Source organism: Bacillus sp. ISO11, assembly GCF_003458115.1.
GTDB classification, from domain to species: Bacteria; Bacillota; Bacilli; order Bacillales; family Bacillaceae_G; genus Bacillus_A; species Bacillus_A cereus.
On the sequence record NZ_QXCO01000005.1, the window covers coordinates 96806 to 114775 of the forward strand.

Sequence of the window (17970 nt, forward strand, 5' to 3'; positions counted from 1 at the left end):
AAGCACCGGTGATAGGTGCTTTTTTTAATCTTTTTTGAAGGTATTTAACATTGCACGAACTATTCCACCAAGAAATTTAGGTAACTTAATTGTATAAAATCTCATGGTTTCCCTCCTAATCCCCATTACTCCACTTGGTCACTATATGATGTAAGGAGCAAAATTGTTTCTTCAATCAGTGCTTCTTATCAACATTAATATGCCAGAAGTAAATGAAAAAGTACCTTTTTCCTCAACGAGTTCGTTACTAATACAAAGTGTTGATCCCCACTCTATTGTTTTATTAGTAAGAGGGTACTTAAAACCAAACAATGTAATCCCTTCCACTATTTCAGTAACTGGTACAAAAGATACATAAGGAAAATTTTTATTTTCTTCAATTATATGTGTACCCATTTTTTTAACTGTTATTTCATTTTTATTGTCCACAATACACATTTCTATCTCTACTTCTAACCCTTTTAAAAGCATCTGTATATTTGCCAAACCGTGATCAAGCCTTCCACCAGTAGCACCAAAAATACGAATTAGTGCCGGCTTCTGTTCTAATGCCCAGTTGATTGCAATTTCTAAATCCGTTTGATCTTTTTCCCGCGGAACAATATGTAATTCGTTCGTTTGCTGTCCCATCCATACTAATTCTTCTTCAGTAACTGAATCGTAATCTCCAAACGCAACAGCCGGGGTAATCCCTTTCTTTAATAGACGGTATACTCCCCTATCAACCGCTGCCCACACTACTTCCTCATTCTCGTATCGAGCAAAATCTGCGCAATATTCCGAAGGTCCTCCTGCCAAAATATGAATAATCATTTTTTCTTCTCCTCCCATTGTAAAAAGGCAATCTGCCATTCGGTAGATTGCCTTTTTACATATTTTTATCCTATCCTATAAATGCCTTACTAGGATAAAAGTTCATCACTACCCACGAATTACGCGAATTGCTTCACCGCGGTCTTTTTGATTGTATACTGCTGACCCAGCTACAAGTACATTTGCTCCTGCTTCCACACAAAGTCTTGCTGTTTCAGCATTTACACCACCATCAACTTCAATTTCCACTTCTAGATTGCGCTCTTTCACCATGTCTGCAACTTGTTTAATTTTCGGTAATACAGAATGGATAAACTTCTGTCCACCAAATCCAGGGTTTACTGTCATAAGTAATACCATATCTATATCTTCTAATACATGCTCAATCACTGAAACTGGCGTATGTGGATTTAATACAACGCCCGCTTTAATACCATGAGATTTAATTAACTGAATTGTACGATGTAGATGCGGACACGCCTCTACGTGAACAGTAATAATATCCGCTCCCGCTTGTGCGAAAGTCGGGATATAGTTATCAGGATTTTCAATCATTAAATGTACATCTAATGGTAATGATGTAATCGGACGGATTGCTTCTACAATTAACGGTCCAATCGTAATATTTGGTACGAAATGTCCATCCATTACGTCAACGTGAATGTAATCCGCTCCGCCCTTTTCTACATCTTTAATCTCTTCCCCTAATTTTGAAAAATCTGCTGATAAAATCGATGGTGCAATTTTAATCATAACTAATACCTCGGCTTTCTCTCTCTAATTTCTTCTACGAATTGTTTATAGTTCTTATAGCGATATTCTGTAATCTTCCCTTCTTCAACCGCAGCTTTCACCGCACATTTCGGTTCAGAAAGATGTGTACACCCTCTAAATTTACAGTATTGGCTCGCTTCTTTCAACTCTGGAAAACAATATGTAAGATCTTCTACTTCTATATCAATGAAATCTAGTGAACTAAAACCCGGTGTATCTGCTACTAGTCCACTCCCAATTGCAATTAATTCTACGTGTCTTGTCGTATGCTTCCCGCGTCCTAAATGGGAAGAAATATCATTTGTTTTCAGCTCTAATTCTGGACGTAGCACATTAAGCATTGAAGATTTCCCAACACCAGATTGGCCCGCAACGACAGAAACACAATTTTCTAAGTATGGTTTTAATATATCAATACTTTCTGACGTATTAATAGAAGTAAATAAAACATCATAACCCATCTCACGATAATCATTCGCATAAGCTTCAACAGTTGCTTTCATCTTTTCATCTACTAAATCCATCTTGCTAATACAAATAATTGGCTTAATGTTATGATATTCAATCAGCACTAAAAATCGATCTAACAGTCCAGGATTAAAATCTGGTTCTACTGCAGAGAACACAAGGATCGCTTGATCGACATTAGCAATAGGAGGTCTAACAAGTTCATTTTTTCGATCAAACACTTCAAGCACATAACCTTCAGTTGGATTATCTGCCTGAAAAACAACTTGGTCTCCTACAAGTGGTGTAATTTTATTTTTTCTAAATACACCTCGCCCACGACATTGCGTAACCCCTTCTTCATGCTGCACGTAATAAAACCCACTTAAAGCTTTTATAATTTTTCCTTCTGGCATAGAATTCTCCTTTTTTGTATAAGGTGATGCTGAATTTAAAAATGAATGGATTTAAATTTTCCAAATAACGATTTCAAAACCTACCATATATACTTTCGCTAATATACATTGAATTTCCCATTAAATGCAAAAAAATATTTACAGCTGCATCACTTTACTAGCTTTTTGAATCATATATTTTTGCCTGCTATACCGTCCACTTTGTAGACAGCATAACAGGCAATAATAATAAGTAGACTTTCACTATTATTGAGTTGGATATGGTACTTCTTTATCAATAATCGTTACTCCATCCCGTACAATTTTATAGTGTCCCTTTGAACCTTCTTGAATTACAAATTCTAAAGAAATAGTCGCTGATTCAGTAATTGTTCTTGTTTCAACCGGTCTATCCATTTTTTGCTGCATGTCTTCTTTATAAATTTCTATTGTTTGCGGCTTTTTTTCACCTGTTACAGCAGGCTCATATGGGATAGAGATATTGTCCACTTTTACCGTTTTAGTCACTTTAGGCTTTTGACCATCAGAGATAATAATAGTTACTTTATCTCCCTCTTTTAATGGTGTACCTGGTTTTGGAAATTGCGAAATTACAAGTCCTTTTTCGACTGTATCTGAATACTCTCGTTTTATATCTGACGTTAGTTTTCTCTCATTCAAATAACCAGTTACACTATTTTCAGTCCACCCCGAAAAGTCACCTGGTCTAATTTGATAAGGCCCTTTACTTACCCAGATTTTCAGTTCTTGCTCCGCTTCTATAACCATCTGATCAGGCGTCGGAATTTGTTCTACAATTTCACCTTTCGGCTTATCATTTTCAATATAATTTACCGTAACTTGTTTATATTTTTCTTCTAACTCAGCTTTTACACTCTCAAAGTTTTGACCTGTGAAATTTGCCATCTTACTTTTCTTTTTTCCACCTGATTGATAGATAGTAATTTTAGCGTTTTCTTTTACGACTCTTCCTGCTACAGGGTCCGTTTTTATTACATCCCCAACTTCAACATCATCTGTATATACAATATTAGGCTCCGTCACCTCAAAGCCCTTTTCTACTAATGTATTTACAGCTGTCGTGTATTTCATACCAGCCACATCAGGAACTTTCACATCTTTCGGAATAAATAATCCTGGAATAACCGTAAGTGCTAATGTTATTCCTATTGCTAAAAATAAAAATGTTGAAATTAAAACTTTAAGCCACTTGTTACTCCGTTTTTTCTTCTTATCTAACTCAGCTGCTTCTGCTCTTATCGGTTCTTCCACCTTACTCCCTTTTAAAACAATCGTTTCATCACTTACATTTTCAAATAATTGTTCTTGTTGAATAATCGGAATCGCTTTCGTCGCTTCCATATCTTCCGGTATGTAAAATGGTTGCTCATTTATCCTCTCTGGATATAGCGCAGTTTCAATATCTCGCTTCATCGCATTGGCAGATTGATATCGGTGAAACGGATCTTTTGCAGTTGCCTTTAATATAATATTTTCAACACTTTGCGGAATATTTTCATTCCATCTTTTTGGTGATGGGATTTCACTTTGTAAATGTTTTAAAGCTATAGCAACAGCAGATTCGCCAGAAAACGGTTGTCTTCCTGTTAACAATTCAAACATAACTATTCCAAGAGAATAGATATCTGATTGTTTATTTGCTATCCCGCCACGTGCCTGTTCTGGTGATAAATAATGGACTGAACCGAGCACTGAATTTGTATGTGTAATTGTTGTTGCACTTGTAGCTGTCGCAATTCCAAAATCTGTTACTTTTATTATTCCATCAGCTCGAATTAAAATATTGTGCGGCTTTATATCACGATGCACAATTTCAAAATGATGGGCATGTGCCATAGCGGATGTTAACTGCTCCATAATATCAAGAGCTTCTCCTATAGGTAACATCCCTCGCTCAATTATGTATTGCTTCAATGTTTGCCCTGGTACATATTCCATGACAAGATAGTATATACCATCTTCTTCTCCGACATCATACATATTCACAATATTTGGATGCGACAACGTTGTAACAGACTGCGCTTCTCGATGGAAACGTTTAATAAACTCTTCGTTATTTGAGTAGTCGAGTCTTAATATTTTTACCGCTACATCTCGGCCAAGTATATCATCATGAGCTAAATATACATTGGCCATTCCGCCACCACCAATCATTTTCAGCAGCTTATAACGGTCATTTAAGCGTTTTCCAATCAGCACGTTGCACTTCACCTACTTTCGTTTGTCGAACCCGCATAATCAATAAGAACAAGTGTGATATTATCTTCTCCACCGCGATCATTTGCCAATTGAATGAGACACTGCCCTTTACCTTCAAGCTGTTCATTTAACTGTAAAATTTGTCGCATATCATCAATAGAAACTTTGTTTGATAACCCATCAGAGCAAAGAAGTAATTGATCATCTTCCTCAATCACCAACGTTTTAACATCTAACCCAACTTTTTCTTCTGTTCCTAATGCTCTTAATAACACATTCTTTTTCGGATGATACTCTGCGTCTTCCTTTGAAATTTCACCATGTTTCACAAGCTCATTTACAAGTGAATGATCTTCCGTTACTAGCGTCATTTCTCCTTCTGATACCATATAGCAACGACTATCTCCTATATGCCCTATTGTCACAAAGCTTGGTGTACAAACAGCTATTATAAGCGTTGTTCCCATACCATTACATTCTGCATTTTGCTGAGCGTATTCATATATACGCTCATTAATAATCCCAACACTAGTATGTAACCATTGTTCTACTTTTTTCGGCTCATTCATATTATGTGTTTGCTTCCAATAATCATGGAATAATTGAATGGCCATCGAGCTAGCTACATCACCAGCTCGATGACCTCCCATTCCATCTGCTACTACCGCTAATACATTTCCATCTAAATTGTGAAAAACTCCTGCACTATCTTCATTATGTTGACGAACTTTTCCTTTATCCGATAGAAATACGGCTTTCATCTCGTCACCTCGTCTCTTCTTTGCGCTCCTTCGCACGCAACTGACCGCAGGCTGCATCAATATCATGACCTTGTTCACGGCGAATCGTTACATTCACTCCACGATCTTTTAACGTTTTCTCGAACAAGAAAATTTGTTCACGTGGCGTACGTACATAATCACGTTCAGGTACGTAGTTTACCGGAATCAAGTTCACATGACATTTTACACCTTTTAAGAGCGCAGCAAGCTCTTCAGCATGCTCTACTTGGTCATTTTCTCCTCCAAATAATCCATATTCAAAAGTAATACGACGCCCTGTTCTATTTACATAGTATTTAATAGCTTCCATTAAATCTGGTAATTTATAAGCACGGTTAATCGGCATTAATTTTGAACGTAATTCTGAGTTTGGAGCATGCAATGAAATCGCAAAATTAATTTGTAGATCTTCTTCAGCAAACTTATAAATTTTCGGGATAATTCCACTCGTCGAAACAGTCATATGTCTCGCACCAATATGAAGTCCTTTTTCATGGTTAATGATGCGTAAGAATCCCATTAAATTATCATAGTTATCAAATGGTTCTCCAATCCCCATAACAACAAGAGAACTTACACGTTCTTCCGTTTCATCAAGCGCACGCTGAACTTCTACTACTTGCGCTACGATTTCTCCAGCTTCTAGGTTTCGCTTTAATCCACCAAGTGTCGAAGCACAGAACGTACACCCAATACGACAACCCACTTGCGTTGTTACACAAATGGAATTTCCATATTCGTGTCGCATTAATACCGTTTCAATAGAATATCCGTCATATAATTGGAATAAGAATTTAATTGTTCCATCCGAAGACGTTTGTTTTACTAACGTGTTTAAAGTAGTAATATCAAAGGAATTCGACAATTTATCACGCAATCCTTTAGAAAGGTTTGACATATCCTCATAATTTTTTACACGTTTTTTATATAACCAATCAAAAATTTGTCCAGCACGGAACTTCGGTTCTCCTTGTTCCTTTAACCAATCTTGCATTTCATGAAGTTGTAAAGAGTAAATTGATGGTTTCTTCGTTTCTAAATTTTTCTTTTGTTTTCTTACAGTCGTTTCCATGATGCTACACCTTCTTCCTTAAACAAGCAATATAAAAGCCATCCGTCGCAAAATAATGCGGTAAAATTTGTACTTGACCTTCATCAATATACGGAGTTAATTTTTCTGGCATACGCTCTTTAAGCGTAGTATCCCATTCAAATTCAGGATGTTCTTGTAAAAATTTCTCTATTACTTGTTCATTTTCTATTTTCTCAATTGTGCACGTACTATAAACAAGACGACCGCCTTGTTTTAATAATGGTGCTATTTTTTCTAGTATTGCAATTTGAATCGTCGATAATCTTTCACTATCGCCTTTATCTTTTCCTAACTTAATATCAGGCTTACGTCTAATTACACCAAATCCAGAACACGGTGCATCTACCAATATTTTATCAAACGTTTCATTTGCAAAGTGCTCTTGCACTTTTCTAGCATCTAGCGCTTTAGTTTCGACATTTTCTAGACCAAGTCGCTCTGCTTGCTGTTTAATTAAACGTACTTTGTGTGCATGTAAATCAAGGGACATGACCTTACCAGTTCCCTTTAATCGTTCCGCGATATGCGTTGTTTTTCCGCCTGGAGCAGCACAACTATCAAGAACTGCATCTCCCGTATTCGGTTCTAAAGCGCGTGCTACAAGCATAGAACTTTCATCTTGAATAGAAAGAAATCCTTTTTTAAACGCTTCTGTATGCGCTACATTTCCTCTTTCAATCTGAATTGCATCATCTGATAAGTCACCACTTTTTGCTTCTATACCTTCACTTGCCAACAACTCAATCGCTTCTTCTACCGTTACCTTATCAACATTCACACGCGCTGTTGGTACAGGGGGTAACATGTTTACTTCGCACATTTTTTCTGCAGTTTCTAAACCGTATTCTGAAGTCCACTCTTGGACAAGCCAAACTGGATGACTTGTTGTAATTGCAAGACGTTCTACTGGATCCTTGATTTCATCTACAGAAGGTACACCTTCTCTCTGAATCGAACGTAATACACCGTTCACCATACCAGCAATTCCTTTATGCCCGCGACGCTTTGCAATCTCAACCGCTTCATGAATAGCCGCTCTTTCTGGCACTCGGTCTAAATAAATCATTTGATATAAAGATAAGCGAAGCAATACTCTTACCCACGCCTCAACCTTCTTTTTTAAAAAAGGCTGTAAATAATAATCTAATGTGTCACGACGTTGAATCGTTCCATATACAATTTCAGTTAATAAACCAATATCTTTTCTATCAATTGCACTTTTTTCAATTAGATTATTTAAAAGTAAGTTGCTATATGCACCACTTTTTTCCACTTGAATTAAACCATCAAGAGCTAATTCACGAACATTTTGTCTCATGCATTTTCTCCTAACTTCGTTCCAATTTCAGGTTTTGTTCCACGTAAAAATTGTGAACAACTCATACGCTTTTTACCAGAAGGTTGCAATTCAGTAATTTTAACACCTGTTTCATTACTCGTTGCTACAACAAAACCATCTTCTTCGATTGCAACAATCGTACCTGCTTCAGCCGGTTCAGTTATAGGCACTTTTTCTCCCCACCATACTTTAACAACTTGTCCCGCTAAAGTTGTATAAGCAACTGGCCATGGATTCAATCCGCGAATGTGATTGTATACTTCTTCACCTGTTTTTGTCCAATCAATTTTCTCTTGCTCACGTTTTATATTGTACGCAAACGTTACTTCTTCTTCGTTTTGTTTAATCGGTTCTAACTTACCTTGGATTAATAAAGGTACTGTTTTAGATAGAAGGTGTGCTCCTGCTTCACTTAATTTATCAAATAATGAGCCTGTCGTTTCACGCTCTTCAATTTCAACTTCCACTTGCGTTAAGATATCACCAGCATCCAATTTTTCTACCATATACATAATTGTAATACCTGTTTTTTCTTTACCTTCCATAATTGCATAATGAATTGGTGCACCACCACGAAGTTCAGGAAGTAAAGAAGCGTGAACATTAATACATCCATACTTCGGTGCTTCTAAAATTTCATTTGGTACAATCTGCCCAAATGCAGCTGTTACAATTAAATCTGGCTCTAATGCCAATACTTTTTCATATTCATCTTTTTCACGAATTTTTAACGGCTGTAACACAGGGATACCATGTTTTTCCGCTTCAACTTTAACAGGTGTAGGTGTTAATACTTTTTTTCTACCTACTGGACGATCAGGTTGCGTCACAACACCTACTACCTCATAGCCATCTTCAATAAGACGACGAAGCACCGGCACTGAAAAGTCCGGTGTTCCCATAAACACTACTTTTATCATTTAAAAACCGCTCCTTTTAACACCTATTCTAGTTCGTTTTCTTCATAATATCTTGTCACTTTCGATGTAAATAAAACACCGTGTAAATGATCAATTTCATGTTGAATTGCACGCGCTAAAAATCCTTCCGCTTCTAATAAGAATACTTTCCCACGGCGATTTTGCGCTCTTACTTTAATATAATCGGCACGTTCTACTTCACCATAAAGTCCCGGGAAGCTTAAACAGCCTTCGGGACCTACTTGTTCACCACGTTTTTCTAATATTGATGGATTGATTAACTCGATTTTCCCAGTATCATCATCGACATCAACAACCGCTACTTGCAAGCTTACACCTACTTGAGGCGCAGCTAAACCGACTCCGTCCGCAATTAACATTGTTTCATGCATATCTTTCAACAATTTCACTAACTTTTTATCAAAGTTAATTACTCTTTCGCATGGTGTTTCTAACACTTCATTTGGATGCTTTATTATTTCTAAAACTGCCATATTTCCCTCCGCTACATTAACATTGTTGGATTAAAATCAATTGAGATTTGTAGCTCTTTTTGCATTTCTGCTTGATAATGTTCATTTACCATTTTGAGCACGTTCTTTAAGTTTGGTTCCCGTTTGTATTTTATCATGCATTGATAACGATATCTATCTTTTATCCTTGGAATCGCTGAAGCAACTGGTCCTAGCACCATTGTTTGCTGTGAGCAATGCGTTCGTAAATACGAGGCAATTTTTTCCGTCACTTGTACCGCTTTTAATAATTCAGGATGAGATACAGTTACGAGTACAACATAGTAATATGGGGGATATTGTCTTGTTCGTCTCATTTGCATTTCTTGGTCAAAAAACACATCATATTGTTGGTTCTTCGCTAACTCTATACTGTAATGTTCTGGCGTATACGTTTGAATCACAACTTCCCCTGGCAATTCATGTCTACCCGCTCGTCCACTTACTTGCGTCAATAGCTGATATGTCTTTTCACTCGCCCGAAAATCAGGTAAGTGAAGCATCGTATCTGCAGTTAACACCCCAACGAGCGTTACTTTCGGAAAATCTAATCCTTTAGCAATCATTTGTGTTCCGAGTAATATATCTGCTTTTTCTTCCCCGAACGCCTTTAATAATTTTTCATGCATTCCTTTTCGACTTGTCGTATCTACATCCATTCGAATGACTCGTGCCTCTGGAAATAGTTTTGTAATTTCTTCTTCTACCTTTTGTGTACCTGTACCAAAGAAACGAATGTATGTACTTTGACAAGCTGGACACTCAGTTGGCATATTCTCTTCGTAACTACAATAATGACATTTTAAACGATGATTCATTTTATGATATGTCAATGAAATATCACAATGCGGACATTGAACAACATACCCACAATCACGGCACATAACAAATGTAGAATGACCTCTTCTATTTAAAAAGAGTACCATTTGTTCTTTCTTTTCTAATCGATCTGCTATTTTTTCATGCAGCGCCTTAGAAAACATTGATCGATTCCCGTCACGAAGTTCTTCTCGCATGTCAACAATCTCTACCGTTGGTAAAGCTTGTTCATTCATACGTTTTTCCATTGTTAATAGTTCATAAACACCTTTTTTCGCCCTTGCAAACGATTCAAGTGTTGGTGTCGCACTACCAAGAACGATAGGACATTTATGATATTGTCCTCTCCAGACAGCTACATCTCTTGCATGATACCTCGGATTATCTTCTTGTTTGTAACTTGATTCATGCTCTTCATCAATAATAATAATCCCTAAATTCTCAAAAGGCGCAAAAACAGCTGAACGCGCACCAACTACAACTTTCACTTCTTTTCTTAAAATCTTACGCCACTCGTCATACTTTTCTCCAACAGACAACGCACTATGAAGAACTGCAACTTGTGAGCCAAACCTACCTTTAAAACGATCCACCATTTGGGGCGTTAGTGCAATTTCAGGAACAAGAACGATAGCTTCTTTTCCTTTCTTGAGCACTGCTGCTATAGATTGTAAATATACTTCTGTCTTTCCACTTCCTGTAACACCATATAGTAAAAATGGATTATAAGTTTCATTTGTAATTGATGATAAAATCGGTGTAATAACTTGTTTTTGTTCCTCCGTAAGTGGAAATGGTTTTGTTTGTTCAAAATCATCATCGTCATACGGATTTCGGTATACTTCCACATACTTTTCTGAAATGAATCCCTTTTTAACAAGTGCTTTTATTGGAGCATCTGTTATTTGTAACTCTTCTGTAATTACTTTCAACGGTGCACTTTTATAATTTTCCACAAAATAATAAAGTACATCTTGTTGTTTTTTACTTTTCAGTTCAAATGCCGCTAATTCCAATTTATCTTCTGGCAACTCCGGCTGAACCACTCTTTGCTTCTTCTTTTGTACTTTATCTTTCACTTGATAAACGACTTCAACCGTACCATTTTTAATTTCTTGTTGAATAGTTCGGTATAAATGTGGCTGTTGCTCGATTACTTCAAAATCAATTGCTTCTTTATCCTGAAATAAATATAGTATTTCAGGTGCTATTTCTTCCTGTTTACAAAGTTGTAGACGTTTTTTATACGTTGCTTTTATCGCAGTTGGAAGCATCACTTGAAAAGCTGAAATCATGTAGCATAACGTTTCACTTGTAAGCCAATATCCAAGCTTTAATAATTCATCATTTAAAACCGGTGTTACATCTAATATTTCATGGATTGTCTTTAACTTCTTACTTTCTACATCCACCGAATCTTTAATCCCAATAATAAAACCTTGCAATTTTCTTGGGCCAAACGGAACTACTACACGCATTCCTGTCTGTACAATATCTTCCCATTTTTTAGGGATAATGTAATCAAATGGTCGATCTGTCTGACGGGCAGGTACATCAACAATTACACTTGCAAATTTCATAAACGATCATCTTCTAACATCATTTCAATTTGCTTCAATATTTCACGAGCTACCTCTTTTTTCATTAAAATTGGCAACTCAATAACTTTTCCATCTTTTCTATACATTGTTACAATATTCGTATCCGTGCCAAATCCAGCTCCTTGCGCTTTTACATCATTCGCGACAATCATATCTGCATTTTTCTCACGTAGTTTTTTCGTTGCATATTCCTCTACATTTGTCGTTTCAGCAGCAAAACCGATAAGTAACTGTTTATCCTTTTTCTGACCTAACGTTTTTAAAATATCCACCGTTCTTTCAAGTTCAATGACAGCATCACCATTTTGCTTTTTCATTTTATTCTCATGAACATATTTCGGACGATAATCTGCAACTGCTGCTGTTTTAATGACAACGTCTACGTTTTGATAATGTTGAAGAACCGCTTCTAACATATCTTGTGCAGATTCCACTTGCACTGTCGTTACATGTAACGGTGGATTTAATGCTGTCGGTCCTGAAACGAGTATAACATCAGCGCCTAAATTCGCTGCCACTTCCGCAATCGCATACCCCATTTTTCCAGAAGAAAAATTTGTCATAAAACGAACTGGATCAACCTTTTCACGTGTTGGGCCAGCAGTTATTAATATTCTTTTTCCCTGCAATGGTTTGTGTTCTGAGAAAGCTTCCTCTAACCGTGCAATAATTGCTTCAGGTTCTTCTAGTCGTCCCTTCGCCACATATCCACATGCTAAAAAGCCTTCCCCAGGCTCAATAAATGTATATCCTAGCGTTTTCAATGTCATCATATTTTTTTGAACTATTTTATTTTCATACATATGCACATTCATAGCAGGCGCAATCCATACCGGAGCTGTAGTAGCTAACAAAGTAGTTGTAATCATATCATCTGCAATACCACCAGCTAACTTTCCAATACAATTGGCAGTAGCAGGTGCGACAAGTACAACATCCGCCCAATCTGCTAAATCAATATGAGCAATAACAGCTGAGTCTTTCTCATCAAATGTATCCGTATATACATCATGGCGAGAAAGCGCTTGGAATGTAAGAGGCGTAACAAACTTCATTGCCGACTCACTCATCATTACTTTTACAATCGCGCCAGATTGTGTCAATTTACTCGTTAACGCAGCTGCTTTAAAAACCGCAATGCCTCCTGTTACACATAGAAGTATCTTTTTCCCTTTTAGCATATGACTCGTCCTCTTTCTTTTTCAAACTTATAATACTGAAATAGAATTCTCAGCTCGTCAGTACCAATATTTCATTCCTTTCGTAAAAAAATAACAACCTACTTGTAAATAGGTTGTTACCGTTACATAGAAAATTATAAAGTCTATGTTTTATTTTGTCGAAGGCAAAGGCTTATTCAGCTACTTTATCTTCACTTGGTACGTAGCTTAATGCTTCTGCATCGATTTCTTCTAATGCTTTACCTACACATTTATGAGAAACAGGTTTTTCTACAACACAGTTATTAGCAAGTTGCATTTCACGCGCGCGTTTTGCAGCTACTGTTACTAATGTGTACTTAGAATCGATTTTTTGTAGTAATGAGTCAATTGATGGATTTAACATAATTATAGACCCTCCGTCATTTCTTTATAATATTTTGCTACCCTTTCGCGGCGGCAATGTTCGCCAACCACAATTGCTTTAATTCTATCACAAGCTAATTCAACTTGATCGTTTTCTACTACATAGTCGTAAGCGTCCATCATCTCGATTTCTTCTTTCGCTACAGTTAAACGATTTTCAATAACATCTTCAGTCTCTGTACCACGTCCGACAATACGGCTCTTTAGTTCAGATAAACTTGGAGGTGCTAAGAAAATAAATACACCTTCTGGGAAAGCTTTCTTAACTTGAATTGCTCCTTGCACTTCAATTTCTAAGAATACATCTTTTCCTTCTTGTAATGTTTTTTCAACATAGTCAATCGGTGTTCCGTAATAATTACCTACGAACTCAGCCCACTCAAGTAATTTTTCATTACGAATCATTTCCTCAAATTCTTCTCTTTCTTTAAAGAAATAATCCACACCATCTACTTCACCTTCACGCGGCTTACGTGTCGTTACTGAAATAGAGTACTGAAAACGTGTATCCTCATGGCTAAACAGCTCTTTACGAACCGTCCCTTTTCCAACCCCAGAAGGCCCTGAAAGAACGATGAGCAATCCTCTTCTACTTCTCATAAATATGTAAAACCTACCCTTCCTCACTTAAATCTTCTTTATTATTCAAACGATGTGCAATCGTCTCTGGTTGAATTGGACTTAATACAACATGCCCATCATCCATAACAATAACCGCCCTTGTTTTTCTCCCATACGTAGCATCAAGCAAAGCATTATGTTCGCGTGCTTCCTGTACTGTTCGTTTAATAGGAGCTGACTCCGGACTTACAATAGCAATAATTCGATGAGCAGATACAATATTTCCGTATCCAATATTTAAAAACCGCATGGCCATAGTTTGCGCCTCCTAGTAAGTCTATCCGATTTCTCCACCACGTATAACTTTATATATTTTTTGAAAGCTACTCAATATTTTGTACTTGTTCACGAATTTTTTCAAGGTTATTTTTCATTTCTACAACATATTTTGAAATTGTTAAGTCATTTGCCTTAGAACCAATCGTATTAATTTCTCTATGCATCTCTTGCACGATGAAATCCATTTTCCTTCCAACAGGCTCTTCAATCTGCAATGTTTCACGAAATTGCTCTAAATGACTTTGCAAACGAACTAACTCTTCATGAATATCACAACGCTCTGCAAAGATTGCGACTTCTGTTAGCAATCTTTGTTCATCTAGATCTTGATTATGTAATTCTTTTAAGCGATTTTCTAATCGTTCACGATATTTTTGTGTAACAATTGGTGCATGTGGAATAATTGCATTTACACAATTGCTAATCTCTTGTAAACGATACGCTATATCTTTATGTAATCGTTCTCCTTCGCCATCTCTCATCGTTTTCAACATATGAGCAGCTTGACGAACAGCCTCATATAAACTGTTCTCAAAATGTTCATTTACATTTTCTATTTCTTCAATTGCTGTTACTTCTGGCATTGCCATTAATTGCTGAAGTGTAATAGAATCTTGTAATTGAAATTTCCCTTTTATATCTTCCATCATCGATTGGTACTGCTCAAGAAGTGACCAATTCACACTTAATTTTCTTTCAACAAGTCCTTCACCCACTATACTAATAGACACTTCAATGCGTCCACGTCGAACTTGCTGTGCAATTATTTTACGAATTTTGTCCTCAAATACCATCATTTGCTTAGGAAGTCGAATACTCATCTCTAAAAAACGGTGGTTCACCGATTTCATTTCTACTGTAATTTGAAAAGTATCACTTTCTACTTTCGATCTTCCAAACCCTGTCATACTAGAAATCATTTTTATCACATCCAAGCCATAAAATAACTCAATGAAAAAGGTAATAGAGACAAGGCTCTACTACCTTCTGTAAATTATATCACATTTTCATAACATTGACTATTTCAAGTTTAATCCCTTCTTATATAATATCGGCTTTTTCTTCTTAGTCTTTTTCCCTGTTAATAAAGAACCTACTAGTAAGAAAGTCGGAATTGATGACAAACCTCCAATTAATAACCAATCTCTTGCTTGTATCGGCATTGTGCTAAAGATTGGTTGTAACGGTGGATAATATATAACCACTAGCATGAGTAGTAACGAAATAATAACCGCCCCTACTAAATACACGTTCCCAAATGGATTACGGTGAAAGACAGAATGCTCACTACGACAATCAAATACATGAATAAGCTGAGCAAGTACCAACGTCGCGAACGCTACAGTTTGTGCATATTTCAGTTCATTTGGATGTTGGTTATACGCAATAATAAACGCCACTAACGTCACTGCTCCAATTAAAAACCCTCGACTTATTATTTTCCACGCAAGCCCTCTAGCGAATACCCCTTCTTTCGGGTGACGCGGTGTTCTCTTCATCACATCTCCTTCAGCCTTATCCAAACCTAATGCCATCGCTGGTAAACCATCAGTAACTAAGTTCACCCATAAAATTTGAATAGGAACCATCGGCAGTGGTAATGCAAGTAACATCGCAAATAACATAACTAAAATTTCTCCAACATTTGACGCCAATAAGTAGCGAATGAACTTACGTATGTTCTCATATATATTTCTTCCTTCTTTAATTGCCGATTTAATTGTAGCAAAATTATCGTCTAGTAAAACAAGTGAAGAGGCTTCTTTCGCAACATCTGTCCCTGTAATTCCCATCGCTATCCCAATATCCGCTGTTTTTATCGCTGGAGCATCGTTCACTCCATCACCTGTCATCGCTACTATATGTCCTTGATTTTGCAGTGCCTTAACAATTTTCAATTTATGCTCAGGTGATACACGAGCGAATACATACGTATCTTCTACAACATTTTCTAATTCCTCCACATCCATATTCGCGAGTTCTACTCCTTCAACAACGCGTCCATCTGGTGGTAAAACTCCTAATTGTTCAGCAATCGCCATTGCTGTCACTTTATGATCACCTGTAATCATTACTGTTCGAATACCAGCTTCTTTACACTCTTTTACCGCCTGCGCCACTTCTGGCCTTGGTGGGTCAATCATACCTTGTATTCCAACCAACATAAAATCTTTTTCAACGTCTCTTTCATGTTCAATAGAATCCGTGACTTTTAAAGGTTTAAACGCAACTGCAATTGTTCGAAGCGCTTGACTACCTAAGCTATGAATAGCCGCCTGTACTTCTTTTCTATATAGCTCACTTAACGGCTGCTGCTTATCCCCCCATAAGATTGTTTGACTCAGTTGCAAAAGAACATCCGGTGCTCCTTTCGTAACAATAAACTTTTTCCCCTCTCGATCTCGTACAATAACACTCATCATTTTTCGAGTTGAATCAAAGGGGAATTCACGAATAATTTCAAATTTCCCTTTCAATGCCTCACGTGTTATCCCAGCTTTCATTGCTGCAGCTACAAGCGCTCCCTCTGTTGGATCTCCATCTAATACGTACGCCTTTTTCTTTTGAATAATATTTGCATTGTTACATAGTGAACCAAATGTAAGTAGCTGATAAAGTGATTTTGTCTTAGCTGGATTCACTTCTTTTTCACCTTTCATAAAAGAGCCATTAGGTTCATATCCTTGCCCTGTCACTTTCCACAATTCTCCGCCTGACCACATATGTGTTACCATCATTTTGTTTTGCGTCATTGTTCCCGTTTTATCAGAGCATATAACAGAAGCGCAGCCTAACGTTTCTACGGCCGGTAACTTCCTTACAATTGCTCTCTTTTTTATCATACGCTGTACACCAAGTGATAAAGCTACTGTAACAATTGCTGGCAATCCTTCTGGAATAGCCGCAACAGCTAGCGATACGCCAGCTAAAAACATATGATATACTTCATTCCCTTGATACACACCAGCCAATACAACGAGCGCTGTCAAAATAAGAGCTACAATAATTAATATTTTTCCGAGCTGTTCTAACCTTCTTTGCAGTGGCGTTTCCATTTGCTCTGCATTTTGCAACATATTTGCAATTTGCCCCATCGCTGTATTCATACCAGTTGCTACAACAACTCCTGTACCAGATCCTCGCGTAATCATTGTCCCCATAAAAGCCATATTTTTTTGATCCCCAATTGCAACATCTTGCCCTTGCAATGCTTCTACCTTCTTTTGTACAGGTACGGACTCCCCTGTCAAAGCAGACTCTTCAATATATAAACTTGATGCCTCAACAAGACGCACATCAGCCCCAATACGATCACCACTGGAAAACTTAATAATATCCCCTAAAACAAGTGCTTTAGATGGTGCTTTTACCCACTTTCCATTCCGCATTACAGTAACTTGCGGAGCGGCTAGTTCCTTTAAAGCTTCCAATGATTTTTCAGCTTTTCTTTCTTGAAAAAAGCCGAGAATACCATTGATAATAACAATGGCAACAATAGCAATAGAATCAATGTATTCACCTAAAAACGCAGAAACAATTGTTGCTCCAAACAAAACGAGTACCATGAAATCTTTAAACTGTGCTAAAAATACCATTAGTGCAGAAGGCCTTTTTGCTTCTTCTAATTCATTAGTACCAAATTTCTTTACTCGCCCTTCTGCTTCTTTCTCTGTAAGTCCAACCTTTACATTCGTATTCGTTCTTTCTTCCACTTCATGTGCTCGCATTCCATACCAGTTCATCCTGC

The 17970-nt window shown here is 37.1% G+C and carries 17 protein-coding genes; all 17 read right to left on the bottom strand.

Going from position 1 to position 17970, the window contains the following annotated elements:
* Positions 1 to 24: 24 nt before the first annotated feature.
* A complete protein-coding gene (gene spoVM / locus D1166_RS07005; RefSeq protein ID WP_001213599.1) occupies positions 25 to 105 on the bottom strand; it encodes a stage V sporulation protein SpoVM in 81 nt (26 codons plus the stop codon).
* A 66-nt stretch (positions 106 to 171) separates the two neighbouring features.
* The gene (locus D1166_RS07010) at positions 172 to 852 is read right to left on the bottom strand and encodes a thiamine diphosphokinase (RefSeq protein ID WP_002062149.1); all 681 of its coding nucleotides are present in this window, start codon (positions 850 to 852) and stop codon (positions 172 to 174) included.
* A gap of 69 nt (positions 853 to 921) precedes the next feature.
* The gene (gene rpe / locus D1166_RS07015) at positions 922 to 1566 is read right to left on the bottom strand and encodes a ribulose-phosphate 3-epimerase (protein WP_000589974.1); all 645 of its coding nucleotides are present in this window, start codon (positions 1564 to 1566) and stop codon (positions 922 to 924) included.
* Between the two features lie 2 nt (positions 1567 to 1568).
* Positions 1569 to 2450: a ribosome small subunit-dependent GTPase A gene (rsgA, locus tag D1166_RS07020; RefSeq protein WP_001113932.1), complete on the bottom strand. Its 882-nt coding sequence runs from the start codon at positions 2448 to 2450 to the stop codon at positions 1569 to 1571.
* 246 nt (positions 2451 to 2696) lie between these two features.
* Complete coding sequence (gene pknB, locus D1166_RS07025) at positions 2697 to 4670, bottom strand: Stk1 family PASTA domain-containing Ser/Thr kinase (RefSeq protein ID WP_000904748.1); 1974 nt, start codon at positions 4668 to 4670, stop codon at positions 2697 to 2699.
* Positions 4671 to 4678: 8 nt separating this feature from the next.
* The gene (locus D1166_RS07030) at positions 4679 to 5431 is read right to left on the bottom strand and encodes a Stp1/IreP family PP2C-type Ser/Thr phosphatase (protein WP_000648703.1); all 753 of its coding nucleotides are present in this window, start codon (positions 5429 to 5431) and stop codon (positions 4679 to 4681) included.
* 4 nt (positions 5432 to 5435) lie between these two features.
* Complete coding sequence (rlmN, locus tag D1166_RS07035) at positions 5436 to 6524, bottom strand: dual-specificity RNA methyltransferase RlmN (RefSeq protein WP_000450541.1); 1089 nt, start codon at positions 6522 to 6524, stop codon at positions 5436 to 5438.
* 4 nt (positions 6525 to 6528) lie between these two features.
* Positions 6529 to 7863, bottom strand: coding sequence for a 16S rRNA (cytosine(967)-C(5))-methyltransferase RsmB (gene rsmB / locus D1166_RS07040; protein WP_001249668.1), 1335 nt, complete (start codon positions 7861 to 7863; stop codon positions 6529 to 6531).
* Positions 7860 to 8804 carry a methionyl-tRNA formyltransferase gene (gene fmt, locus D1166_RS07045; protein WP_000598804.1) on the bottom strand — a complete coding sequence of 315 codons (945 nt, stop codon included), beginning with the start codon at positions 8802 to 8804 and terminating at the stop codon, positions 7860 to 7862. Before fmt ends, rsmB begins: the two co-directional genes overlap by 4 nt.
* Positions 8805 to 8827: 23 nt before the next feature.
* Positions 8828 to 9298 carry a peptide deformylase gene (gene def, locus D1166_RS07050; protein WP_000279455.1) on the bottom strand — a complete coding sequence of 157 codons (471 nt, stop codon included), beginning with the start codon at positions 9296 to 9298 and terminating at the stop codon, positions 8828 to 8830.
* An 11-nt stretch (positions 9299 to 9309) separates the two neighbouring features.
* Positions 9310 to 11715, bottom strand: a complete 2406-nt coding sequence (gene priA / locus D1166_RS07055) for a primosomal protein N' (protein WP_000666715.1) — start codon at positions 11713 to 11715, stop codon at positions 9310 to 9312.
* A complete protein-coding gene (gene coaBC / locus D1166_RS07060) occupies positions 11712 to 12917 on the bottom strand; it encodes a bifunctional phosphopantothenoylcysteine decarboxylase/phosphopantothenate--cysteine ligase CoaBC (RefSeq protein WP_000911749.1) in 1206 nt (401 codons plus the stop codon). The genes priA and coaBC overlap by 4 nt, the downstream gene beginning before the upstream one ends.
* A 172-nt stretch (positions 12918 to 13089) precedes the next feature.
* Positions 13090 to 13302 carry a DNA-directed RNA polymerase subunit omega gene (rpoZ, locus tag D1166_RS07065; RefSeq protein WP_000933960.1) on the bottom strand — a complete coding sequence of 71 codons (213 nt, stop codon included), beginning with the start codon at positions 13300 to 13302 and terminating at the stop codon, positions 13090 to 13092.
* Between the two features lie 2 nt (positions 13303 to 13304).
* A complete protein-coding gene (gene gmk / locus D1166_RS07070) occupies positions 13305 to 13922 on the bottom strand; it encodes a guanylate kinase (RefSeq protein ID WP_001257741.1) in 618 nt (205 codons plus the stop codon).
* A gap of 13 nt (positions 13923 to 13935) precedes the next feature.
* Positions 13936 to 14199 (bottom strand): extracellular matrix/biofilm regulator RemA, encoded by a 264-nt coding sequence (remA, locus tag D1166_RS07075; RefSeq protein WP_001251456.1) that lies wholly within the window; start codon positions 14197 to 14199, stop codon positions 13936 to 13938.
* Positions 14200 to 14266: 67 nt separating this feature from the next.
* Positions 14267 to 15142, bottom strand: a complete 876-nt coding sequence (locus tag D1166_RS07080) for a YicC/YloC family endoribonuclease (protein WP_000625872.1) — start codon at positions 15140 to 15142, stop codon at positions 14267 to 14269.
* 99 nt (positions 15143 to 15241) lie between these two features.
* Positions 15242 to 17965, bottom strand: a complete 2724-nt coding sequence (locus tag D1166_RS07085; RefSeq protein ID WP_001104777.1) for a calcium-translocating P-type ATPase, SERCA-type — start codon at positions 17963 to 17965, stop codon at positions 15242 to 15244.
* Positions 17966 to 17970: the final 5 nt, after the last annotated feature.